21 protein-coding genes and 1 riboswitch are annotated in these 23,520 nt (G+C 60.4%); of the genes, 11 read left to right on the forward strand and 10 right to left on the reverse strand.

Annotated elements, in window-relative coordinates:
- Positions 1-239: 239 nt before the first annotated feature.
- The 3 genes from FHT78_RS17800 to FHT78_RS17810 form a co-directional block, all read right to left on the reverse strand.
- Positions 240-1,478, reverse strand: coding sequence for an MFS transporter (locus FHT78_RS17800; RefSeq protein ID WP_183746701.1), 1,239 nt, complete (start codon positions 1,476-1,478; stop codon positions 240-242).
- Complete coding sequence (locus FHT78_RS17805) at positions 1,475-2,113, reverse strand: helix-turn-helix domain-containing protein (RefSeq protein WP_183746704.1); 639 nt, start codon at positions 2,111-2,113, stop codon at positions 1,475-1,477. The genes FHT78_RS17800 and FHT78_RS17805 overlap by 4 nt, the downstream gene beginning before the upstream one ends.
- Before the next feature lie 76 nt (positions 2,114-2,189).
- Positions 2,190-2,726 carry a DUF1003 domain-containing protein gene (locus FHT78_RS17810; RefSeq protein ID WP_183746707.1) on the reverse strand — a complete coding sequence of 179 codons (537 nt, stop codon included), beginning with the start codon at positions 2,724-2,726 and terminating at the stop codon, positions 2,190-2,192.
- A 198-nt stretch (positions 2,727-2,924) separates the two neighbouring features.
- On the opposite strand from FHT78_RS17810, the gene FHT78_RS17815 reads away from it, so the two are divergent.
- From FHT78_RS17815 to FHT78_RS17825, 3 genes are all read left to right on the forward strand, one after another.
- On the forward strand, positions 2,925-4,604 hold the full coding sequence (locus FHT78_RS17815; RefSeq protein WP_183747583.1) for an NAD+ synthase: 1,680 nt from the start codon (positions 2,925-2,927) through the stop codon (positions 4,602-4,604).
- 21 nt (positions 4,605-4,625) lie between these two features.
- A complete protein-coding gene (locus FHT78_RS17820) occupies positions 4,626-5,459 on the forward strand; it encodes a PD40 domain-containing protein (RefSeq protein WP_183746710.1) in 834 nt (277 codons plus the stop codon).
- A gap of 175 nt (positions 5,460-5,634) precedes the next feature.
- The gene (locus FHT78_RS17825; protein WP_183746713.1) at positions 5,635-6,297 is read left to right on the forward strand and encodes a hypothetical protein; all 663 of its coding nucleotides are present in this window, start codon (positions 5,635-5,637) and stop codon (positions 6,295-6,297) included.
- A 63-nt stretch (positions 6,298-6,360) separates the two neighbouring features.
- On the opposite strand, the gene FHT78_RS17830 is transcribed toward FHT78_RS17825, so the two are convergent.
- The 4 genes from FHT78_RS17830 to FHT78_RS29670 form a co-directional block, all read right to left on the reverse strand.
- Positions 6,361-7,428, reverse strand: coding sequence for a 3-deoxy-7-phosphoheptulonate synthase (locus FHT78_RS17830; RefSeq protein WP_183746716.1), 1,068 nt, complete (start codon positions 7,426-7,428; stop codon positions 6,361-6,363).
- 301 nt (positions 7,429-7,729) lie between these two features.
- Positions 7,730-8,311, reverse strand: a complete 582-nt coding sequence (locus FHT78_RS17835; protein ID WP_183746719.1) for a hypothetical protein — start codon at positions 8,309-8,311, stop codon at positions 7,730-7,732.
- A gap of 56 nt (positions 8,312-8,367) precedes the next feature.
- Complete coding sequence (locus tag FHT78_RS17840; protein WP_183746722.1) at positions 8,368-10,245, reverse strand: HAMP domain-containing methyl-accepting chemotaxis protein; 1,878 nt, start codon at positions 10,243-10,245, stop codon at positions 8,368-8,370.
- Positions 10,246-10,269: 24 nt separating this feature from the next.
- The gene (locus FHT78_RS29670; protein WP_281412865.1) at positions 10,270-10,392 is read right to left on the reverse strand and encodes a hypothetical protein; all 123 of its coding nucleotides are present in this window, start codon (positions 10,390-10,392) and stop codon (positions 10,270-10,272) included.
- A 127-nt stretch (positions 10,393-10,519) separates the two neighbouring features.
- Positions 10,520-10,710, forward strand: a riboswitch (cobalamin riboswitch).
- Between the two features lie 41 nt (positions 10,711-10,751).
- On the opposite strand from FHT78_RS29670, the gene bluB reads away from it, so the two are divergent.
- Positions 10,752-11,438, forward strand: a complete 687-nt coding sequence (gene bluB / locus FHT78_RS17850; RefSeq protein ID WP_183746729.1) for a 5,6-dimethylbenzimidazole synthase — start codon at positions 10,752-10,754, stop codon at positions 11,436-11,438.
- 4 nt (positions 11,439-11,442) lie between these two features.
- Here the strand turns inward: bluB and FHT78_RS17855 are convergent, their stop codons facing one another.
- Positions 11,443-12,513, reverse strand: coding sequence for a DUF2865 domain-containing protein (locus tag FHT78_RS17855; RefSeq protein WP_183746731.1), 1,071 nt, complete (start codon positions 12,511-12,513; stop codon positions 11,443-11,445).
- A gap of 196 nt (positions 12,514-12,709) precedes the next feature.
- Between FHT78_RS17855 and FHT78_RS17860 the strand changes: the two genes are divergently transcribed.
- Positions 12,710-13,240 carry a ribonuclease H gene (locus tag FHT78_RS17860; RefSeq protein WP_183746734.1) on the forward strand — a complete coding sequence of 177 codons (531 nt, stop codon included), beginning with the start codon at positions 12,710-12,712 and terminating at the stop codon, positions 13,238-13,240.
- Between the two features lie 34 nt (positions 13,241-13,274).
- Here FHT78_RS17860 and FHT78_RS17865 read toward each other — a convergent pair whose 3' ends face one another.
- A complete protein-coding gene (locus tag FHT78_RS17865) occupies positions 13,275-15,587 on the reverse strand; it encodes an NADP-dependent malic enzyme (protein WP_183746737.1) in 2,313 nt (770 codons plus the stop codon).
- Between the two features lie 293 nt (positions 15,588-15,880).
- On the opposite strand from FHT78_RS17865, the gene FHT78_RS17870 reads away from it, so the two are divergent.
- Positions 15,881-16,693: a UDP-2,3-diacylglucosamine diphosphatase gene (locus tag FHT78_RS17870; protein WP_183747586.1), complete on the forward strand. Its 813-nt coding sequence runs from the start codon at positions 15,881-15,883 to the stop codon at positions 16,691-16,693.
- Between the two features lie 193 nt (positions 16,694-16,886).
- Entirely contained in the window at positions 16,887-18,107 is a 1,221-nt protein-coding gene (locus tag FHT78_RS17875; protein ID WP_183746741.1) for an MFS transporter, read from the forward strand.
- On the opposite strand, the gene dgcA is transcribed toward FHT78_RS17875, so the two are convergent.
- Positions 18,059-19,042 (reverse strand): N-acetyl-D-Glu racemase DgcA, encoded by a 984-nt coding sequence (gene dgcA / locus FHT78_RS17880; protein ID WP_183746744.1) that lies wholly within the window; start codon positions 19,040-19,042, stop codon positions 18,059-18,061. The two genes, FHT78_RS17875 and dgcA, sit on opposite strands and share 49 nt — an antisense overlap.
- A 101-nt stretch (positions 19,043-19,143) precedes the next feature.
- Here dgcA and FHT78_RS17885 point away from each other — a divergent pair, with 101 nt between their 5' ends.
- The 4 genes from FHT78_RS17885 to FHT78_RS17900 all read left to right on the forward strand — a co-directional run bounded on the left by FHT78_RS17885 (position 19,144) and on the right by FHT78_RS17900 (position 23,235).
- Positions 19,144-20,313, forward strand: coding sequence for an MlaE family lipid ABC transporter permease subunit (locus tag FHT78_RS17885; protein ID WP_183747589.1), 1,170 nt, complete (start codon positions 19,144-19,146; stop codon positions 20,311-20,313).
- Position 20,314: 1 nt separating this feature from the next.
- Positions 20,315-21,163: an ABC transporter ATP-binding protein gene (locus FHT78_RS17890; RefSeq protein WP_183746747.1), complete on the forward strand. Its 849-nt coding sequence runs from the start codon at positions 20,315-20,317 to the stop codon at positions 21,161-21,163.
- Between the two features lie 9 nt (positions 21,164-21,172).
- Positions 21,173-22,543 (forward strand): MlaD family protein, encoded by a 1,371-nt coding sequence (locus FHT78_RS17895; RefSeq protein WP_183746750.1) that lies wholly within the window; start codon positions 21,173-21,175, stop codon positions 22,541-22,543.
- Positions 22,544-22,620: 77 nt separating this feature from the next.
- On the forward strand, positions 22,621-23,235 hold the full coding sequence (locus tag FHT78_RS17900; RefSeq protein ID WP_183746753.1) for an ABC-type transport auxiliary lipoprotein family protein: 615 nt from the start codon (positions 22,621-22,623) through the stop codon (positions 23,233-23,235).
- The last annotated feature ends 285 nt before the right edge of the window (positions 23,236-23,520 follow it).

Consider the following 23,520-nt stretch of genomic DNA (forward strand, 5'->3'; position numbering starts at 1 on the left):
GGTACGGTGAAAGCCGCGACCGCGGCACCTCCCGCCAGAAGGACATCCCGCCGCGTGGCATCCGCCGTCAGTGCAATGCTGCGTTCATTCATGATCCCCTCCATGTGATATGCTCGCCCCTTGCGGGCTTTTCCGCCTTGCCGAGAACAAGCTGACCCATCCCGGCGGCGATAGGAGTTAACGTCGTAAATTGATGCAAAATTATAATGACGGCGATGCGCCATAAGATTGTACGAACCTCATGAACACAATAGGTCATCCGCAAGTTTTTTCCTGTCGAAGCCGCGGAAGCTGCCATGGGCGAATGGGGCCATCGTGGCTGCGAGATAGGCGAGGCCCGTGAGAAGCAATGCGGCGGACGGGCCCCAGGCATCGACCAATGCGCCGCCGACGACCCCGCCGAAGGGGAGGAGCGCCCAGCAGAGCGCGGCATTCAGCGATGTGACGCGGCCTATCAGAGGCTTCGGTGTGCGCTCGAAGAGCACGGCCGAGAGGATGGGATTGAGAAAACCCGAGGCAAAGCCGCCGATGGCGAGGATTGCGAAGATCAGGGTGAGGGGTGAATCCAGGGCAAAGACCAAAAAGCGCGGAAAGCCCGTGAGCAGGAAGGCGACGGCGTAGACGAGAAGACGCGGCATGCGATCGCCGATCAGCGCTGCAATCGCTGCGCCGATCATGGATGCGCCGGAGAAGACGGCAAACAAGCTGCCGAGCAAGGCGGGGCCATGTCCTGAATCCTGGGTCCAGACAGGCAGCAGGACGGCAAAGTAGGCCTGATCGAGCAGGTTGATCGTCGCAACCATCAACACGATTGCGACGAGCACCGCATCTCGGCGCATGAAGTGCCAGCCTTCCGCCAGCTCTCGACCGTAGGCGGAGACGCCAGCCGCTTCGGCTTTCGGGGCAGGGGGCAAGGTGGGAATGCCGATCGCGGCGACCAGGGCGGCGGAAGCGAAGGTGAGGGCGTTGACAGCCAGAGCCTGGCTCGGCCCGACAAGGGCAATCAGCGCGCCGGCGCCGGCCGCTCCTGCGATCGATGCCAGGCGCTCGATGGCGCCGACGACGCCGGTTACGCGCTCCAGAGGCACGGAGGCGAGTTCCGCGATGTCGGGGACCATGGATTGCTTGGCGGCATCCGATGGACCACGCAGCACGCCCATGGCAAAGACGATCGGAAGCAGGATCGGCATGGTGAGCAGGCCGAGAAGATGCAGCAGCGGCACGAGTCCGACCGCGATCACCGAGGCGCTGTCGCAGATGATGGCTATACGCCTGGGGCCGAAGCGATCGATCAAGGGGCCGCCGAGAGCCTTGGCGACGACATAGGGCAGCATCTCCGTCATGGCGACGAGACCGGTCAGTACGGGACTGCCGGTCGCACTCAAGACCAGCCAGGGGATGGCGACACCGGAGAGCCGTGTGCCCGAAATGGAGAGCGTTTCGGCTATCGCGAGCGCGATGAAGGGGCGGCGGCTCACGGCTCACTCTCTTCCTCACCATGCGGCAGCCTGCCCGGATAGGGAAAGGCGTGCAGCATGAACGTGAAGGGCACCGTTTCCGGTGGCAATGGTTCGCCGAGGCGCGGCGCTTCGCGCATCGCCTCCATGAGGAGGTCGTTCAGCCGCTTCGTCAGGGCTTCGGCCTTTTCCGATGTCAGCGGGATGATGATGTCGCTCGCGGTGCTGGCGTTCCTCCACGCAAGCGGCAGTTCCGCATATTCCTCCACCGCCTTCTGCATCTGACTGACGTGCTGAGAAAGGATCGCCTGTGTGAAGGCAACGTCGACATCGAAAGCCTCGCCCTCAGTTTCCGCCGGTCGTATAGAAGTGACCTCGTGGCAGGCCCTCCACCAACGATCACGGCGGGACGGGCCCGGTGCGTCCTCGATGAAACCGTACTGGGCAAGTTGGCGCAGGTGATAGCTCGTCGCGCCGCTGTTGAGGCCGAGCCGCGTCGCAAGCTGCGTTGCCGTTGCGGGGCCGTCGATGCGCAGCATGCCAAGCATACGCAGACGCACCGGATGGGCGATTGCCTTCAGGGCAGTGACGCTGGGGACGACCTGACTAACATCGCGGGATGTCGATGACGCCGGTGTATGGACAGGTGTCTTCATTCCGGCAGGCTAGCATTACAAATGAATCTTTGCAAAGATTCCTTTGCGGAATTAACGGCTGCTGTGTTTCCCGGGATCAGGCTTGACCTCGCTCTGTCAGGATGGCGTTCAGGCGGGAGACATCCTCACGCAGCGCAGTCAGTTCCGTCAGCACCCGCATGTCGATCTTCTGGTGTAGCGACAGAACCTCAAGCTCGGCCTTCAGGTTCACCTCGTAATCCTTGGCGGCTTCGAAACGATCCCGTTCGGCCTGCCGGTTCTGGGACATCATGATGATCGGCGCCTGTATGGCGGCGAGCATGGAAAGGATGAGGTTCAGGAAGACGAAGGGATAAGGGTCGAAGGCCCTGTTCAGCAGAATGATCGTGTTGATCAGCGTCCAGACAAGAAGAAAGGCGAGGAAAGCGAGGATAAAGGACCATGAGCCGCCGACGCGAGCGATGCCATCGGCCAGCCGCTCGCCGAAAGAGGCTTCGGCGAAAAAGGCAGCGTTGACGTCGGTGGAGACGATCTTGCGCTCATGCGTCTTGGCGAGCACGCGCTTTTCGATATCGCCCAGTTCTTCGGCAGGCTTGCCGAAATGCAGGTGGACGAAATTCGGAAGATTAGACATGACATTGCCCCGAGAATGGATCGAATTGGGCGCAGTATTCCGCCGTCGCTGCAAATTGCAATGCGTATCGGCGTCACGCAAGGCTGACTGCGCGATCGAGCAAAGACCATTCTGCCTTCATCAAATTTTTGCGGCAGATGGCTACGGCTTTTCAAGCGGCTTATTGCCGTGCGCGACGGGGCGGACTAAATGAGTGGCATGACACAGGAAAATGCTCTCTCCCACACGTTCAACATCGCCATCGCCCAGCTGAATCCGACAGTGGGCGATGTCGCCGGAAATCTTGCCAAGGCGCGCGAGGCGCGCGCCGATGCGGCGCGGCAGGGCGCACATCTTTTGATGATGACCGAGCTTTTCATCTCGGGTTATCCGCCGGAAGACCTCGTGCTAAAACCCGCCTTCATCCGCGCCTGCTGGAAAGCTGTGGAGAGCCTTGCGGCCGACACTGCCGATGGCGGGCCGGGCGTCGTCATCGGCTTCCCGCGCCAGGACGAAACGGGCCGCTATAATTCCATCGCCGTGCTCGATGGCGGCAAGGTCATTGCGATCAGAGACAAGATCGATCTGCCGAATTACGGCGAGTTCGACGAGAAGCGCGTCTTCGACCAGGGCGCCATGCCGGGTCCGGTGAATTTCCGCGGCGTGCGTATCGGCATTCCGATCTGCGAAGATATCTGGGGTGATCTCGGTGTCTGTGAGACGCTGGCCGAAAGCGGGGCGGAAATCCTGCTCGTGCCGAACGGTTCGCCCTATTATCGCGGCAAGGTCGATATCCGTCATCAGGTGGTGCTGAAGCAGGTGATCGAGACCGGGCTGCCGATGGTCTATGCCGCCCAGCTCGGCGGCCAGGACGAGCTCGTCTTCGATGGCGCAAGCTTCGCCTTCAATGCCGACAAGTCGCTCGCCTTCCAGCTCAGCCAGTTCGAACCGGCGCTCGCCGTGACGACCTGGAAGCGCACGGAGAACGGCTGGCATTGCGGGCAGGGGCCGATGGCGCGCATTCCCGAAAGCGAGGAGGCCGATTACCGCGCCTGCCTGCTCGGCTTCCGCGACTATGTGAACAAGAACGGCTTCAAGAATGTCGTGCTCGGCCTCTCCGGCGGCATCGATTCGGCAATCTGCGCGGCGATCGCCGTCGATGCACTCGGTGAGGAGCGGGTGCGCACGGTCATGCTGCCGTACCACTATACGTCCGAAGACTCGCTGAAGGATGCAGCCGATTGCGCCAAGGCACTCGGCTGCCGCTACGACATCGTGCCGATCGAAGGACCGGTGACGGGCTTTTCCTCGGCGCTGTCTAATCTCTTCGAGGGAACGAACAGCGGCATTACCGAAGAAAACCTGCAGAGCCGTGCGCGCGGCACGATCCTGATGGCGATCTCCAACAAGTTCGGCTCGATGGTCGTCACAACAGGCAACAAGTCGGAAATGTCGGTCGGCTATGCGACGCTCTACGGCGACATGAATGGCGGCTTCAATCCGATCAAGGACCTCTACAAAATGCAGGTCTATGCGCTCGCCCGCTGGCGCAACGAGAATGTGCCGCCGGATGCGCTCGGCCCCTCGGGCGTGGTCATTCCTCAGAATATCATCGACAAAGCGCCTTCGGCCGAGCTTCGGCCCGACCAGAAGGACCAGGATTCGCTGCCGCCCTATCCTGTCCTCGACGACATTCTCGAATGCCTGGTCGAACGGGAAATGGCGGTCGAGGAGATCGTGGCGCGCGGCCATGATGTCGAGACGGTGCACCGCATCGAGCATCTGCTCTATCTCGCCGAATACAAGCGCCGTCAGTCGGCACCGGGCGTGAAGATCACCAAGAAGAATTTCGGCCGCGACCGGCGCTACCCGATCACCAACCGATTCCGGGATCGCTAGAAACTCATCCGGGAGAGCGAGATGCGCAGTTCTGTCGAAATCTACAACGTCAGGAGAGGCGAAAGCCGCGTTGTCTGGCAGACGGAAGCTCTGGTGGAGGCGCCGAACTTTTCGCGCGACGGAGCCTATCTGCTGATCAATGGCGACGGGCTGCTCTATCGCCTGCGACTCGACGGCAGCGATCTTGTCGAGAGGGTCGATACCGGTTTGGCGGTCCATTGCAACAACGACCACGGCATTTCGCCCGATGGCGAGGAGATCGTCATTTCCGACAAGACCGAGTTCGGCAAGTCGGCGATCTACATCCTGCCGATCGAGGGCGGCAAGCCGCGACTGATCACCAAGAACCTGCCGTCCTACTGGCATGGGTGGTCGCCTGACGGGCGCGAGCTTGCCTATTGCGGCATCCGCAACGACGTCTTCGACATCTACACGATCTCGGTCGATGGCGGCGAGGAGAAGCGGCTGACGCATGGCGAGGGCCGCAATGACGGGCCGGACTGGTCAGCGGACGGGCAGTGGATCTATTTCAATTCGAGCCGTACCGGGCTGATGCAGATCTGGCGTATCCATCCCGACGGCACGGGTCTTGAGCAGGTGACATCGGACAATTACGGCAACTGGTTCGCCCATCCGTCGCCCAACAATGACAAGGTGCTGATCCTTTCCTACGACCCTGATGTCTTCGACCATCCGCGCGATCTCAATGTGCGGCTGCGGATGATGGATATGGATGGCGGCAATCTGACGGAGCTGTTCGAGCTCTTCGGGGGGCAGGGCACGATCAATGTGCCGAACTGGTCGCCCGAAGGCGATGAATTCGCTTATGTCAGGTATTTTCCGGTGAAATCTTGAGAGCGGCGCACCGCCATTTGGATTGACGGCGCGGAATCTGTGGCGCCCTTTGATATTAGAGCGGCGCGGATTTTTCCCGCTATTGCAATCACGTTAGGCGTATCATGTCTAATCGTGACGCGCGATCGCGTTATCCGCGTCTATGGACGGCGGCGAGCAGGATTGGTGACTGTGTATGTTCTTTAGATGCATCTTTGCGATCTTCATTCTCTTATCTCACTCTTACGCCGTTGCGGCGGTGCAGGAAGTTTCCCCGATCGAATCCCCTCTTAACGCGAGTGCTCCTTGGGCGATCGAATGGAATATGCCCGATTGGAAAGATGAGACTACGCCAAAGACTCTCATAGTTTGTTCGGAGCATTCGGATGAACAGGTTAGGCAGTATAGGTCGCTGATCGAAAAAGCCGCCGTGCTGCACGGCTATACGATCCTGGATGGGAATAAGCCAAACGAACAGATGCAGACCGAAAATAGTACTGGTTACATTGTCTTTATCGACAATGATAATAGCAGCAGAGAGTTTAGCGACTGCATAGAAAAGTATCCAAACATCAAGACGATCGTTACTAATTTTATTCAGACGAACATGTCTGCTGAACAAAAAACGGTGCAGACATTGCTCAAGGCCGGAGTTCTCCCGGCGGGAACGCCTCCATCGCATTGTTCGTCGAGATTTTACTACTCCACAAAAGATTATTATCCAACGAGAGGACAGCAACAGTGGATCGCCCATGTCGGCATAGGCAATTCCTCTGATCTAAGCTGCCTTGAATTGTTTCGGCTTGGCACCTTCGGTATTGATCCACGTTCCTGCCAGTCAGCAGGGATCTGCCACTGACGAACGTCCCCACCGCCCTGTGAATGGGCGGCGGGGTTTACCTGCGGCAACCGATGGTGCCACTCAAGCCGCGACAGCAGCCTTGCGGCGGTCGCGGACGGCCTGAGCAAGATCATCGAGCACTTCGACCGACATATCCCAGCCGATGCAGCCATCGGTGATCGACTGGCCGTAGACCAGCGGTTTGCCGGGGACGAGATCCTGGCGGCCGGCGACGAGGTTGCTCTCGATCATCATGCCCTTGATGTGGTGGTTGCCGGCGACGATCTGGCCGGCGACGTCGCGGACGACCTTCGGCTGGTTCATCGGATCCTTGCTGCTGTTGGCGTGGCTGGCATCGATGAGGATGCGCGGGTCGACGCCGAGTTTGACTGCTTCTGCGATGACAGCCTGAACGTCGGCAGCCTCGTAGTTCGGGCGCTTGCCGCCGCGCAGGATGATGTGGCAGTCCTCGTTACCGGTCGTCGATGCAATTGCCGCCTGGCCATCCTTGGTCACAGCCGGGAAGTGGTGGGGCTGGGAGGCCGCGACAATCGCATCGAGCGCAATGCGCGCGCCGCCATCCGTGCCGTTCTTGAAGCCGATCGGGCAGGAGAGACCCGAGGCGAGCTGACGGTGGATCTGGCTTTCGGTCGTGCGCGCGCCGATGGCGCCGTAGCTGACGAGATCGGCGATGTATTGCGGCGTAATCGTATCGAGGAATTCGCAGCCGGCCGGCAGGCCCATGGCGTTGATGTCGAGCAGCAGGCGGCGCGCGATGCGCAGACCTTCCTCGATGCGGTAGGTGCCGTCGAGATGCGGGTCGTTCATCAGGCCCTTCCAGCCGACGGTGGTGCGGGGCTTCTCGAAATAGACGCGCATGACGATTTCGAGATCGCCGGAGAGGCGTCGTCGCTGCTCGACGAGACGGGAGGCATATTCGCGGGCGGCCGCCGGATCATGGATGGAGCAGGGGCCGATGATGACCAGCTGGCGGTCATCCTGACCGGTCAGGATATTGTGGATCGTGTCGCGCGTGCTGGTCACGGTCTGCGTAACCGCGGCGGTGCGTGGGATTTCCTTGATAATATCGGCAGGCTTGGTCAGCGGGGTGATCTCGACGATGCGCAGATCATCAATGGTGTCAGTCACGGTATGCTCTCCTGTTTGGTCATACCGTGCGGAACAAAAAAGCCGCCAGGTAGACTAGCGGCTGTTCGGGTTGTCGTCGCGTTAGTTTCGGTTACGCACAGACCCGCATCCGCTGGAAGCAGCGGTACGAATAAAATCGCGGTGCGTAAACGGACGAAATCGACATGGCGCCTATCTAACTATGCCAATGCGAATTGTCACGCAGAATTTGCTGCTGTTGAGCAGGTGTGTTTGAGGTCCTGTTACGCATATCGCCCGAACCGCTTGCGTCCGGGCGATATGAATTCGCAGATGCAGGAAATTAAAGCGCGTCGACGTTTACGCCGACGGTGATGGCGCCGATCGGCGTTCCCTTGTCGTCGGAGATGGTGACGCTTGCCTGCGACTGCAGCGCCTGCGTGGATTCGTCCTTTTCGATCTCATCGACGAAAACGGCATCTTTCCCGGCGCCGAAGGATTTCTGGAACTTGGCCTCGTCGCCCTGCCAGTAGTCGGAGGTAGCGTCGCTTTGGCCGACATTCAGTCCCTTGGCGTCCATGACGAAGATCTCTGCGATCTTGCCATCGGATGCAGCTTTCTTTTCCTGGAGGAATTTGGACAATGCGTTGCCAAGCACGCGGTCGATCATCGTGTGGTCGGAGCCATCGACCTCGGCACGCCACTTCTTATCGAGGGCGTCGATATCGGCTGCCCCCAAGCTCGCATTCGCGGCATTTTGCGCCTTGATGGCTTCGATGACGGCGGGGTCGTTAAGCCAGGGCTTTACGTCGCTCGTCACGTAGTCGGCGATCGGCGCAAGCTTGGCATCCTGCGCCATGGATACGCCCATGGGGACGGCAAATGCGGCGCAGGCCATAAGATATGCGGTCACGACTTTCTTCATAACTGTTCCTTCCTGGTTATTGGCTGATGGGATGAGCGTATCGAACGACGATGGGGTCAGAATTCCTCCCAGGCATCGGGAGAAGCGGCAACCGCGGCACTTCCTACATGCCGTTTCCCGGAAACTCTCGGCTCCGGGCGAGGTTGACGAGGGACCGGCTGAACGGGAGCATACAGGCTGGCGGCAGCCGCGCTGACAGTGAACCTGCCGGCCGAGTCCTGCAGAAGGCGTCCCTGGGTGAGCAATTCCTGGCAGGCGGCGTTCGTTTCCTCGACCATTGCCGCATTCTGTTGCGTGGCCTGGTCCATCTGGTTGATCGCACCATTGATTTCCTGCAGGCCCGTCGCCTGTTCGCGGTAGGACTGAACGATGGAAGCGATGCTGTCGCTGATGCGGTTGATCTGCTCCTCGATTTTCAGGAGAGCATCCCCGGTCTCGTTCACCAGCCCGACGCCTGCTGCAACTTCCTGGCCAGACACGGTGATCAGGTTCTTGATTTCCTTTGCCGCGTTTGCCGAGCGCTGTGCGAGCTCACGCACTTCCTGCGCGACGACCGCAAAACCCTTGCCGGCTTCGCCGGCGCGCGCCGCCTCGACGCCGGCATTCAGCGCCAGCAGATTGGTCTGGAACGCGATCTCGTCGATGACGCCGATAATGCGGCCGATCTGGCTCGACGAGGTCTGAATCCGGTCCATGGCTCCGATGGCATCACGTACCACGGTCGCCGAGACATGAGCGCTCCGCTTCGTTTCCTCGACCTGTTTTCCGGCAGTTTCGGCCCGCTGCGACGACGTTCTGACCGTCGTCGTTACCTCATCCAGAGCGGCGGCGGTCTGTTCCAGCGCTGCTGCCTGTTGCTCGGTCCGCTTGGCGAGCTGATCCGCTGAAGAGGCCAGTTCGCTCGATCCGCTTTCAACAGCCACGGAGGCGGTCTTGATCTCCGTCAGCGCGGCAGCGACTGCCTGGACCATATTGTTGAAATCCTGCCGCAGTTTATCGAATTCGGGGCCGAGATCGGCGAGATTTATCGAGAAATCGCCCGCGGCGAGCTTTTCCAGCGCATTGGCAAGAGCGGTCATGACAAGTCGCTGCGTTTTGCTGGCTTCTTCCGTCAACAATGCGTTGCGAGCCCGTTCGGAATTAAGCGAAGCACTCTGCTCGGCAGCGGCTTGCTCTCTTTCGACCTTTGCAATCGCCTCGTTACGGAAAACTTCCAATGCGCGGGCCAGAAAGCCGATTTCATCGCCATTTTCCCGATAGGTGACGGGAGAGGCGAGATCGCCTTTCTGCAAGGCGCTGATTCGCTCGCTGAGGATCCTGATCGGCCGGCCAACGAGACTGCGCATGGCGAGAAGAAATGCGACAATGGCAATAGCGGTGATCAGGGACTGCGTCAGCACCGAAATGAAGACCTTCTGCCTGACTTCGGACGCGATCTTCTCGACGGACCAGTTCGTGACGACGTAGCCGGTGGCCTTGCCCGACTTATCGAGTGGAAGCGGCGCTGTGATCGTCACGACGCCGGCGGATATTCCGCTGTCGTCAATCGTCGTTTTTTCCGGCTTCGCGCTCAGGCGCTTTGCAAGATCTGCCGATGCAGGCAGACCATTGACGCCGTCGCGTGTCCACGTATCGACGGCGATGAGTTCCGCATTGAATGCTGAGAATTGAACAAGGTCGAGCGAGGGATCGTCGCGGTAGAGAGAATAGGCATCTCGAACGGCATTCGCCTTGCCCCACTTCACGCCGCCTGCGGCCAGAGATGCAAACTGCTCCGCGTCCTTGGACCAGTTCGCCTTGGCGCCATCGATCAATGCTCGGGTTTCGTATAACCAGGTGTACGTCGCAAAGGCTGATATGCCGCAGAGATTGACGGCAACGATAATCGCCGCCAGCTTCGCTGTCAGAGGCATCGTCTTCAAAAATTGGAACATCCCGCGGGGGCCTCGAAATGCGGCTCAGTCGGACACGTTCTCGACCGGCGTATCAATACGGGCATCGACGCTGGCGGCCGCATCATGAGCGCTCATGCCCATGTCCTCACTGCAACCCAGAACGCGCAGATGCAGTGTGTATTTCATGTGTGAATAAATTATAAAGTAGAATGGGATACCGGTGCCCACCGCTGAATTGAACCCCATACGGGCGCTTCGGGAGCCGGTATCTCGAATAGTCGTCGCGTGCCGCTTGCCGCCACGCCGTTTCCACGCCATAGATCGCCGGTCAGGTGCCCGCCGTTACAAGCGGGAGAATCGGGAATCCGGTGCAAAGCCGGAACGTGCCCAACGCTGTAAGGCCGACGCTTGCCGCTCATCACGCCACTGGCCGCGAGGCCGGGAAGGCTGCGGTCAGGCGAAGGACGCCAAGTCAGAAGACCGGCCTGACGAGATAGACCCAACCCGCGCGGACGGCGGGCGGTTGCGTTGTTGGGGATTTGACGATGCGACCCATTGATGATGCCGTTCGCCCGGCATCCAGCTTTTCTGCGGCCGAACGCGAGGCCGTTTATCACGCGATCATGACGCGGCGCGATGTGCGCAGCCAGTTCCTGCCCGATTCCTTGCCGGACGACCTCGTCATGCGATTGCTGACAGCGGCCCATCACGCGCCTTCGGTCGGTTTCATGCAGCCGTGGAATTTCATTCTGGTGAAGAGTGCCGAGGTGAGGGCGCGTGTGCGCGACGCCTTCGCCAAGGCCAATGAGGAAGCCGCGCAAATGTTTACGCGCGAGCGGCAGGAAAAATACCGGTCGCTGAAACTCGAAGGGATCGTCGAAGCGCCGCTTGGCATCTGCGTGACCTGCGACCCCTCGCGCAGCGGCAGCGTGGTGCTGGGCCGCACGCATAATCCGCGCATGGACAGCTGTTCCACCGTCTGCGCCGTCCAAAACCTGTGGCTCGCGGCACGGGCCGAAGGCGTCGGCATCGGCTGGGTCAGCATATTTCGCGAAGGCGATCTGAAGGAGATCCTTGGCATTCCCGACCATATCGAGGTGGTTGCCTGGCTCTGCGCGGGGTTCGTCGACCGGCTCTATGACGAGCCGGAACTGGCGGTCAAAGGCTGGCGGCATCGGATGCCGCTGGACGAACTCATCTTCCATGACGGCTGGGGCCAGATAAAGACCTGAGCCATTATTGCTGCTGCGGCTGAGGGCCTGATGTTGCCGGATTGGCGAGATCGATCTTGCCCTGATCACCCGCCAGGAATTGCGGGCCGACCTGGCGCACCTTGTTGCCGGCCGGATCATAGGGACGATCCGGCACCTGCGCCTGCGGGGCACTTGCGGCTTTCGGGGCTTCGGTGCGGATCGTGGTGATCGAACCCTTCGGCTCGGGCACCGGCGCAGAGGCCGTCTGGCTCTTGCGCATTTCCTCGTAATAGGCGCTGAGATTGCAGGAGCAGGCGGATTTTTCGCCGGGCGCGCGGGTCTTGTAGGCGAAGGCGTTCTTCATTGCGCCATAGGGGGCGCCCGTCGCCGTCGAAATCATGTTTGCGGCTTCGGTGCTGGAAATGTCGCGATAAAAGAGTTCCGTCTCCACGCCAGGGCACATCTTGGCACAGGTTGCGGCATCGCGGCCGAAATCGACCGAGGTGGCATTGTTGCTGATCGGGAAGAATCCGCCGTCGCAGGTGCGCACACAGATCGTGCTGACCGGCGAGAGCATTTCTGCCCGCGGCAGGCCGTAGCGTTCACCGCCGCCGAGCGGGATGAACGTGTCGCCGCGCATAGCTTGCTCATCGATCGAAGGAGCCGGCGCATAGGCGTCACCCTGCACAGGTTCGCTGAAGCTGTCGCTGTTGCAGCCATTGTCTTCGAGCGCGGCCATCAGCTCCTCGCGGGCCGGATCGGCACCACCCTGGCGCAACGCGTTGCGGCGATCCTGCAGGTAGCGGACATTGTCTACCATCTTCGCTTCGGACTGCGCGAGCTCCTCGCAGAATCCGGCGTTCTCGCCGCCGACGACGATCACGCTGCCCGACGTGCAACCATAGCGGCGCAGATCGCCGCGCACCTTGCGCAGTTCGAGATTCTGCTCGGCAAGCGCGCCTGCGTACTGGCGCATCTCCGCTTCATTGCTGCCGATCGATTGCGGCAGGTCGGCAAGGCGGCCACGCAGATCCTCGCAGATCGCATTGGTCTGCGCCTCCGCCGGGACCGCGAAAGCCAGAAAAAGGAGGAGAGACAGGTTTCGGCGCTTCACGACGTCGTCCCGGAATGAGAAAAGTATCTGTCGGTCGATTGCGGCTTCATCCACCGCGCTTTGTCCTAACCTATTTCCCTTAATAAGCTCAGAGTAATTCCTAGCGCATTTTTGCGATCTTATCTAGCAAGACAGATGTTTCGCCTCCGCCTCACCCGCAATCGCGCGGGAGATCGTTGATAGCTAAATAGATGATATGACAAAAATTTCAGACCGCACCCACTTCTCCGGAAGGACACCGGATATCCCGGAAACCCGCGGCCTTCACGTTTTCGTGGATGGCTGTTTCGAGCCGCGATCCGGGCAGGGCGGGTGGGCCTTCGTCGCCTATCGCGACGGTGTGGAAATCGCGTCCGGCTTCGGCAGCCTGGAGGACACCGCCAATAATGCGATGGAACTGACTGCCGTGATCGAGGCTGCAATCTGGATCAGCCGCACGGCACCGGGCGTAGCAGCAGTCATCTGGTCCGATTCCGTCTACGCCGTCGAAGGCTGCAACCGCTGGCGACCTATCTGGAGGAACAATGGCTGGAGGAAGAGCAACCCGAACGGCAAGGCCAGAAACCGGGCGATATCAGATGCGGAACTCTGGAAAGCCGTTGATGGCGAGCTGTCCAAGAATCCCCTGATAAATATTGCCTGGTGCAAGGGCCATTCCGGCATCGAAGGCAACGAACGGGCGGATGAGCTGTCGGATCAGGGACGCCGAGCAATACGGCGCCGCTGATATTCCAGAGCCAACGGTCTCGCTTCGCAGACGGTTACGCCGGCTGCGATGCCTCGACGACAGCAAGCGCTGCCATGTTGACGACGCCGCGCGAGGTCACGGACGGCGCCAGGATATGGGCGGGCATCGCGGTGCCCAGCAGGATCGGGCCAACATGCAGGCCGTCGGTCATCGACTTGACGACACCGAGCGTGATATTGGCGGCATCGAGGTTCGGGAAGACCAGCAGGTTGGCTTCGTCATGCAGCGTGGTGTGCGGCATGACACGGCGGCGCAGCTCATCGGAGATCGCGCTTTCGCCATGCATTTCGCCGTCGACTTCGAGATCGGGAGCCGCTTCGCGCACCAGCTGCAGCGCATTGCGCATCTTGGTGGCGCTTTCGGATTCGCGCGAGCCGAAGTTCGAATGCGAGACGAGGGCGGCGCGCGGCGTGATGCCGAAACGCTTGATTTCCTCAGCTGCCAGAACCGTCGCCTCGGCGATTTCCTCAGCCGTCGGGTTGAAGGTGACGTAAGTGTCGGTGAAGAAGGTCGCGCCTCGTTGCGAGATCAACAGGCTGAGTGCCGAGAAATCGCGCACGTTCGGGCGCTTGCCGATGATCTGGCGCACATCGCGCAAGTGCTTCTCGTAACGGCCTTCAAGACCGCAGATCAGTGCGTCGGCCTCGCCGCGCTTGAGTGCCAGCGCACCGATGACGGTCGCGTTGGTGCGCACGATGGTGCGGGCCGCTTCCGGAATGACGCCGCGGCGGCCGACAAGCTGCAGATAGAGATCAACATATTCGCGAAAGCGCGGATCGTCTTCGGGGTTGATGACATCGAAATCCTGTAACGGGCGGATGCGCAGGCCGTAGCGCTTCAGGCGCGTTTCGATGACCTGCGGGCGGCCGATGATGATCGGCTCGGCAATGCCTTCTTCGAGCAGCACCTGGGCGGCACGCAGCACGCGCTCGTCTTCACCTTCGGAGAAGATCACGCGCTTGCGCTCGGCCACCTTTGCGGCCGTGAAGATCGGCTTCATGACGAAGCCGGAGCGGAAGACGAAGCGGTTCAGCTGGTCGAGATAGGCATCGAAATCGGTAATCGGCCGGCGCGCGACACCGCTTTCGGCAGCGGCCCTGGCGACAGCCGGTGCGATGCGCAGGATGAGGCGCGGATCGAAGGGCGAGGGAATGAGATAGTCGGGGCCGAAGACCGGGGTTTCGCCGGAATAGGCGCGGGCGGCAACGTCGGACGGCTCCTCACGGGCAAGGGCCGCGATGGCACGCACGGCGGCCATCTTCATTTCCTCGTTGATCGTCTCGGCGCCACAGTCCAGCGCACCCCTGAAAATATAGGGGAAGCAGAGGACATTGTTGACCTGGTTCGGGAAATCCGAGCGGCCGGTGCAGATCATCGCATCTGGCCGCGCGGCGCGGGCAAGATCCGGCATGATCTCTGGCGTCGGATTGGCGAGAGCCATGATCAGCGGCTTCTCAGCCATTTGCGCCAGCAATTCCGGCTTCAGAACGCCGGCAGCGGACAGGCCGAGGAAGACGTCGGCGCCGCCGATATTGTCTGCGAGGGTGCGTGTGTCGCTCTTTTGCGCGTAGACGGCCTTCCACTCGTCCATCAGCTCGACGCGGCCTTCATAGACGAGGCCTTCGAGGTCGTGGACCCAGATGTTTTCGCGTTTGGCGCCGAGCGTCACCAGCAGATTGAGACAGGCAAGGGCTGCCGCACCGGCGCCGGAGGCGACGATCTTGACCTCGTCGATCTTCTTGCCGGCGAGTTCGAGACCGTTGAGGATGGCGGCGGCGACGATAATCGCGGTGCCATGCTGGTCATCGTGGAAGACCGGGATCTTCATCTTTTCGCGCAGCTGCTTTTCGACGCGGAAGCATTCCGGCGCCTTTATGTCCTCGAGGTTGATGCCGCCGAAAGTCGGCTCGAGCGAGGTGACGGTGGAAACCATCTGCTCGACATCATCGGCATCCACTTCGATATCGAAGACGTCGATACCGGCGAATTTCTTGAAGAGGACAGCCTTGCCTTCCATGACCGGCTTGGAGGCAAGCGGACCGATATTGCCGAGGCCGAGTACGGCGGTGCCGTTGGAGATCACGGCAACGAGATTGGCGCGCGACGTATAGTCTGCGGCCTGTTCCGGATTGTCACGGATCGCGAGACAGGGGGCGGCAACACCGGGTGAATAGGCAAGCGCCAGATCGCGCTGGTTGCCCAGCGGCTTTGTCGCCTGGATTTCCAGCTTGCCGGGGCGCGGATAGCGGTGGAAGAAAAGCGCCTGTTCGTCGAGGCTTCCGCCTGCCGAATTCTTTTCCGTTTTGGATTTTTCCTGGTGATCCATCGCCGCCTCCAGCGTTGTTCGAAGTCTTTTGGAGACTTCTCCATACATCAATCGACCGGTCGGAACAGTACGGAAATGGCTGCGGCGGAACTTTTTGACCTGCTGGCGACAGCGATCTGACGGAAGGCCTTCCCTGCTCAGATTGCAGCATTCGGACCGGGAAGGCTCTAACCGGTGGATTGAGCGGCTTTGCAGGCCTTTCCTGCGGTTTGTCATCTTCCTGATACACGAGTCTGATTTTGGAAGACCACACGAAGAACGATGGGACACGAGCGGAAAGGCTTGTGATAGACATGATGGAACCTCGGCGCTTCCGCACTCTCTTCATTTCCGATGTGCATCTCGGCTCGAAGGCCGCCAAGGCGGATTTCCTGCTGGATTTCCTGAGATATCACGAAGCCGACACGATTTACCTCGTCGGCGATATCGTCGACGGCTGGCGCCTGAAGCGCAGCTGGTATTGGCCGCAGGTCTGCAACGACGTGGTCCAAAAACTCTTGCGCAAGGCGCGCAAGGGTACGCGGGTGGTCTATATCCCCGGCAATCACGACGAGTTCCTGCGCGCATTCCCAGGCACGCATTTCGGCGGCATCGAAGTCGTCGACCGCATCATCCACGACGGCGCAGACGGTAAGAAATATCTGATCCTACATGGCGACGAATTCGACGTCGTCGTGCGCAACGCCCGGCTGCTCGCCTATCTCGGCGACTGGGCCTATGACACAGCGATCCGCATCAATATCGTTCTCGCTGCCGTGCGCCGCCACCTCGGCATGCCTTACTGGTCGTTTTCGGCCTGGGCCAAGCTGCAGGTCAAACACGCTGTCAATTTCATCGGCGAGTTCCAGCGCGTGGTAGCAGAAGAAGCCCGCAAGAGCGGCGCCGACGGCGTCATCTGCGGCCATATTCATCACGCCGTGATCGAGGATATGGATGGCATCCGCTACATCAACACCGGCGACTGGGTCGAAAGCTGCACGGCGATCGCCGAACATGAAGACGGCACGTTCGAACTCATCACCTGGCGCGCGCTGACCAGCAACGTGCCGGCGCTGACATCAGTCGAATTGCTTGAAGAGGGCAACCTCACCCCACAGGCTGCCTGAATAATGCGCGCCTACCGCATCGGCGACTTCCGCCGGTGCACCAGGAATTTAGCCGTTGCCGCTTGGCGATAGGCCCAATTTATTTTTTAAATCGTTTCGAACTATTTCCGAAACGTTTCAGTGAGGCTATTTCTCGCAATAGTCGTGTCGGATTGGATGTGTTAGGCAACGAATAGTTTCCTTCAGGTCCATCATGATTCCCGCACAAAATCCCTTAACGGGTGAGGGAGCGCCACCGCGCTTCCGGCAGCTTAGCGCGCTTTGCTACAGCGCGCCGCTACTGGTTAACGGTATCGTCCTGCCCTTCTTCCCCGTCTGGCTCGCGACTCACCAGTTCAATGATCATCAGATCGGCACGATCCTCGCCGTGCCGATGGTGGTGCGCGTTCTCGTGGCACCGATCGTGGCAGTCTTTGCCGACCGCATGCAGGAGCGGGCGCATGTCCTCCTGTGGTCGGGCGCCCTGTCGCTGCTGACGGCTATCGCGCTCTACTGGACGACGAATTTCTGGCAGGTGCTGATCGTCTTTGCGCTGCAGGGTGCGACCTTTGCCCCTTATGTGCCTGTCGTCGAATCGATCGTGATTTCGGGGGTACGCCGCTGGGGCCTCGATTACGGCTCGATGCGCGTCTGGGGCTCGATCGCCTTCATCATTTCCACGCTCATCGGCGGAGAATTGGTTGGCCGCTGGGGCGGCGGCATGGTGCTGCCCGTGATGATCTTCGGCTTCCTGCTGACCATTACTATGGCGGTCTTCTGTCCGCGTATCGGGCCGACACGGCGGCGCGGCCAGCCAATCAACCTTCCGGCAACGACGGGCAGCGGGCTGCGCGAGCCGCACCTGCTGCTTTTGCTGCTCGGTGTGTCGATCCAGCAGGCAAGCCATGCGCTGCTCAACGCCTTCTCCTCGATCTATTGGCACCAGCTCGGTTTTTCGGGCACCGAGGTCGGAATTCTCTGGAGCGCCGGTGTCGCCTCCGAGGTGACGGTCTTCTTCCTGTCGCGGCGCCTCAACCGCCGCTTCAATGCCTGGACGCTGATCCGTTTCGGCTGCGCCGTCAGCATCTGCCGCTGGGTGTTCTTCCCGACGGAGACAAGCTTCATCGGTTTTTTTGCGCTGCAATGCCTGCACGGCTTTACTTATGCCTTCGTGCATACCGGCGTGCAGCGGCGCATCGTCGCGACGGTGCAGGAAACCCAGGAGGCCTCGGCTCAGGGCGCCTATTTCTTCTATATCGGCATGGCTTCAGGCCTGATGACGATCGCCTCCGGCTATATTTATTCCGCGCTCGGCCTCGACAGCTACTATGTCATGGCCTGTGTCGCAGCCTTCGGGCTCGCCCTTGTCATCATCGCCTATTACCTTCAGCCCCAGAGGCTTCCTTCGGGCGGGAATACGAGGGAACCAGCATAATTCAGGCCAGGTTCGCGGTCGCGCGCAAGCAGCAAGGGGCCGTCGAGGTCGACGAAATCGGCATCCTGCGCCAGGAGCACCGCTGGTGCCATCGCAAGCGATGTGCCGACCATGCAACCGATCATGATGGAGAAGCCGAGCCGCTGGGCCTCCTCCTTCATCTCCAGCGCTTCGGTCAGACCGCCGGTCTTGTCGAGCTTGATGTTGATCGCGTCGTAGCGATCGGCAAGGCTTGCAAGATCGCCGGTGTGATGGACGCTTTCATCGGCGCAGACGAGGATGTGGCGGGCGATCTCGGCCAGCATGTCGTCGCGTCCGGCCGGCAGCGGCTGCTCCACCAGCGCGACATTGGCTTCGGCAGCGATGCGAAGGTGATGCTCCAGCCTGTCTTCCGGCCAACCTTCGTTGGCATCGAGAATGATGGTGGAATTAGGAGCGGCAGCACGCACTGCCCGAATGCGGCTTTCGTCGTCGTCGGTGCCGACCTTGACCTTCAAAAGCGGGCGCTGCGCATGTTCACGCGCCTGTGCCGCCATGACATCGGGTTCGCCGAGCGAGATCGTGTAGGCTGTCGTCAGCGGCTTCAGCTTGCGCAGATCGAGCCGGTCGGCAACGCTCCGGCCTGATAGTTTGGCTTCGAGATCCCACAGCGCGCAATCGACGGCATTGCGGGCCGCTCCCGGCGGCATTGCATGCAACAACGCGGCGCGGGAGATGCCATCCTCGATCAGCGGGCGGGCCGCTTCGATATGCGCCATCACGCTTTCGGTCGTCTCGCCATAGCGGCGGTAGGGCACACATTCTCCCCATCCTTTGGCACCTGATTCCGTCAGCGTGCAGGTGATCACCTCCGCCGAGGTCTTTGCCCCGCGCGAGATGGTGAAAGTTCCCGCAATCGGGAATGAATTCATCTGGATATCAAGATTGCGCGGCATATTTGCTCTCCTGCGAGCATGGAAATTGCGCGTTGCTTCTGTATATTAACGCGCCGGGCGGCGAATATCACGTTCGCGAGTCTCGACTGTCGCTGCAAGCATTGAAAGACACAAGTATTTTGAAGTCCGAGAAACGCAACGCCGCCTCGCTGCATGTCGACGACCGAGCCGAGGGCTCGGGCCAGCATGTGCATCTTGAAGGCAATTGGCGCAGCGCCAACATCCATCTCGTCCTGCAGGATTTTGAGAAGCTCGCGCGCAGCAATAGCGGCGACCTGACGCTTGACCTTTCTGATGTTACCGATATCGACACGGCCGGCGTCTGGTTGCTTTGCCGGCTAAAGAAACAGCAGGAAGAAGCAGGACGAGCGGTTCGTTTTGAAGGTACGAACCAGCACATCGACGAGCTGATCGCCACCTTCTCCAAGGAGCCCGAAAAGCAGGAGCCAGAGCAGAAGGAGAAGCTCTCGGTCGTCGAGCGCATTTTTGCGCCGATCGGTCGGATGACCTTCGATGTCTGGGACAATGTCGCCGCCTCCATGTATATCCTGGGATCGGCGGTGCGCGGCGCGCAGATGAAGTTCGGCCGCGGCAGCGGCGTTTCTCCGGCCTCGATCGTCAACCAGATCGACCATATGGGTGTGCGGGCCGTTCCGATCATCCTGCTGATGTCCTTTCTGATCGGCGCGATCATCGCGCAGCAGGGCGCCTTTCAGCTTCGTTATTTCGGCGCAGAAATCTTCGTCGTCGACCTCGTCGGCATTCTGCAGCTGCGTGAAATCGGCGTGCTTCTGACCGCCATCATGATCGCCGGCCGCTCGGGCAGTGCGATCACCGCCGAGATCGGCTCGATGAAGATGCGAGAAGAGGTCGACGCGCTGAAGGTGATGGGCCTCAACCCGATCGGCGTGCTGATCTTCCCGCGGCTGGTGGCGCTGACGGTTGCTTTGCCGCTCCTGACCGTGATTGCAAACTTCGCTTCGCTCGCGGGTGCTGCTGCAGTCGCCTATGCCTATTCCGGAATTACTTTTGCCACTTTTCTGTCGCGCCTGCATGAGGCAGTGACGCTCTCCACCGTGCTTGCAGGCATGATCAAGGCGCCGTTCATGGCACTCGTCATCGGCATTGTCGCGGCGGTCGAAGGCCTGAAGGTCGGCGGCAGCGCCGAATCGCTTGGCCAGCATGTGACGGCTTCGGTCGTGAAAGCGATTTTCGTCGTCATCCTGATGGACGGGCTTTTTGCGATGTTCTATGCAGCGATCGATTTCTGACATGGCGGGCGACGTGGATCAGCAACCGATCGAGACGACGAAGAACGACAATCGCGACGTCGTGTTGTCGGCACGCGACGTCACCGTCGGCTTCGGCTCCAAGGTGGTGCTCGACAAGCTCAATCTCGATATTTACCGCGGCGAGATCCTCGGCTTCGTCGGTGCTTCGGGCACCGGCAAATCGGTGCTGATGCGCACGGTGCTTCGCCTGCTGCCACGCCGATCCGGCACTATTAAAATCCTCGGCCAGAATTTCGACGAACTGAACGAGCCGGAGCGCAATGCGCTCGACATGCGTCTCGGTGTCCTCTTTCAGCAGGGCGCGCTCTTCTCCTCACTGACGGTGAAGGAGAATATCCAGGTACCAATGCGCGAATATCTCGATCTGCCCGTCACGCTGATGGATGAGCTCGCGCATCTGAAAATCCGCATGGTGGGGCTCGCAGCCGACGCAGCCGACAAATATCCGTCCGAGCTCTCTGGCGGCATGATCAAGCGCGCAGCGCTCGCCCGCGCGCTGGCGCTCGACCCGGAACTCGTCTTCCTAGACGAGCCGACATCCGGCCTCGATCCCATTGGTGCTGCGGAGTTCGACGAACTGATCGCCAATCTGCGCGATAGCCTGGGATTAACCGTCTATATGGTCACCCACGACCTCGACAGCCTGTTTTCCGTCTGCGACCGTATTGCCGTGCTCGGAAAGAAGCGGGTAATGGTGGAGGGCACGATCGACGACATGCTGGCCTACGACGATCCGTGGGTTCAGGCCTATTTCAAGGGCAAGCGCGCGCGTTCGATCGTGCCGCAGGAAGACGCGCCTGTAAGGGCGCAGCATGACAGCGGGAAGTGACCGGAGACGATGGAAACCAGAGCCAATTATACGATCGTCGGCTTTTTCACCGTTCTGGTGATCGCGGCCGCATTCGGCTTCGTCTACTGGATGGCTGAATATGGTCGGAGTGGCCCGATGGCCGAGCTGATCGTGCGCATCCCGGGATCCGCCAACGGCCTCAGCGTCGGTTCCCCCGTTCGCTTCAACGGCATTCAGGTGGGCTCGGTGCAGACGCTTTCCATCGATGCGGACGATCCGCAATATTCGCTGGCTTTCACCGAGGTGCGCTCGGATGCGCCTATCTATCCGTCCACCAAGGCGGCCCTTGAAATTCAGGGCCTGACGGGTGCGGCCTATATCGAGCTTTCGGGCGGCCGCAAGGAAGACAAGAACATTTTACAGCAGGCGCTGGAAAGCGGCAAACGCGCCGTCATCGTCGCCGACCAGTCGAGCGTGACCAACCTGCTCGCAACAGCCGACAAGATCCTCGACCGCGCTAACGATGCCGTCGGCGACGTGCAGGGCTTCGTGCGCGACGCCCGCGGGCCGCTGACCAAAACCCTGCAGAATGCCGAAACCTTCTCGGATGCGCTCGCCAAGAATTCCGGCAATATCGACAATTTCCTGCAGAGCGTCGGCGACCTCTCCAACACGGTGCGCAACGTCTCGGGCCGCGTCGACTCGACGCTTGCCGCCGTCGAGGATCTCGTGAAGGCGGTCGATGCGCAGAAGATCAATACGATCCTGTCCAACGCCGAGAAGGTCAGCCGCGATGTGGCCGATGCCTCGGGCGATCTCAAGAGCCTCGTCGCCAAGGTCGACCAGACCGTCACGACCTACAACGAATTCGGCAAGCAGGCCCAGCAGACGCTTGATCGCGTCGATACGCTGGTCGCGGCTATCGACGCCAATAAGGTCAAAGGTTCGGTCGACGATATCGCCCAGGCAACGAAGGATGCGCGCTCTGCGGTCGCCTCGATCCGCGATGTCACCGATACGGTCAAAGGCCGAAAGAAGGACATCGACCAGACGATCCAGGACGTTCAACAGATGGCCAACAAGCTGAACTCTGCGTCGACCCGCGTCGACGGCATTCTCATCAAGGTCGATGCGCTACTCGGCTCCGACAATACGAACTCGCTCTTTACCGAAGCGCGTGCGACGCTCGAATCCTTCAAAAAGGTTGCCGATAACCTCAATTCGCGTATCGGACCGATCGCTGACAATCTGCAGCGCTTCTCGGGCAGCGGCCTGAAAGACGTCCAGACGCTCGTCAACGAGCTGCGCGGCACGGCCAATAATCTGAACAATGCCATTTCCAATTTCGACCAGAACCCGCAGCGGATCATCTTCGGCGGGCCGACGGTCAAGCAATATGATGGGCGCACGCGGCGCTAGCGCAATTCCAGGAAAAGTGTGTAGCGGTTTACGTCCGGAATTGCGGAAAGAAAAACAGAGGTCAGGGGTAGCGTAATATGGGTCTATCGCATGTGATGTCGCGCCGTTCCTGGATCCGCGGAACGGCGGTTATTTTGCCGCTGACGGCCGCACTCCTGGCAGGCTGCGGAACAACGGCAAAGAACGACACCTACGATCTCTCGGCAGCCACGGTCGATGGCACCGGCCCGTCGGCCAAGAACAAGCAGATTCTGATCGCTGATCCGACGGCCCTGAAGGCGCTGAACAGCGATCAGATCGTCATCCGCGTTTCGCCCTCGGAAATCCAGTATCTGTCACGTTCCCAGTGGAGCGATACGCTGCCGCGGATGGTGCAGTCGAAGCTCGTCGAAGCCTTCGAAAATTCCGGCAAGCTCGGTGGCGTCGGAAAGCCGGGGCAGGGACTGGCAATCGACTACCAGGTGGTCAGCGACATCAGATCCTTCGAGATCGACGCCTCCTCCGGCAACAGGGCCGTGGTGGAAATCTCCGTCAAGATCCTCAACGACCGTAACGGCACGGTGCGCGCCCAGCAGGTCTTCCGCGCCACGTCTTCGGCCGGCGGCGACAATGCGGGCTTCGTGAAGGGGCTGGACCACGCCTTTGCGGCAGTGACCGACCAAATCGTCGGCTGGACGCTGAAATCGATCTAAAATAGCCGGGAGCCGGAGGTGGGGCGTTGACTCGTCGATCGCAGCTTCGAATAGTGTGCATTCTGGCGTTCGTATTCTTGGCCTCCCCTCTGGGCTGGAGAGGTGTGCAAGCTCAGGATTCTACCAACAATGCATCCGCTCCACTGCCTCTTGCCATGGACGAGTATGAGGCGTTTGTCGAAAGGCTTGCTACCGAGTTAAAGGGAAACGAGGCCGCGATGGGCGCGAAACTCCACGCTCTCGGTTTCAGCTGCACTCTAGTAGACAAATCAATCCAATTCGAAT

Origin of the sequence: Rhizobium sp. BK196 (assembly GCF_014193255.1) — a bacterium.
Classification (GTDB): Bacteria; Pseudomonadota; Alphaproteobacteria; order Rhizobiales; family Rhizobiaceae; genus Rhizobium.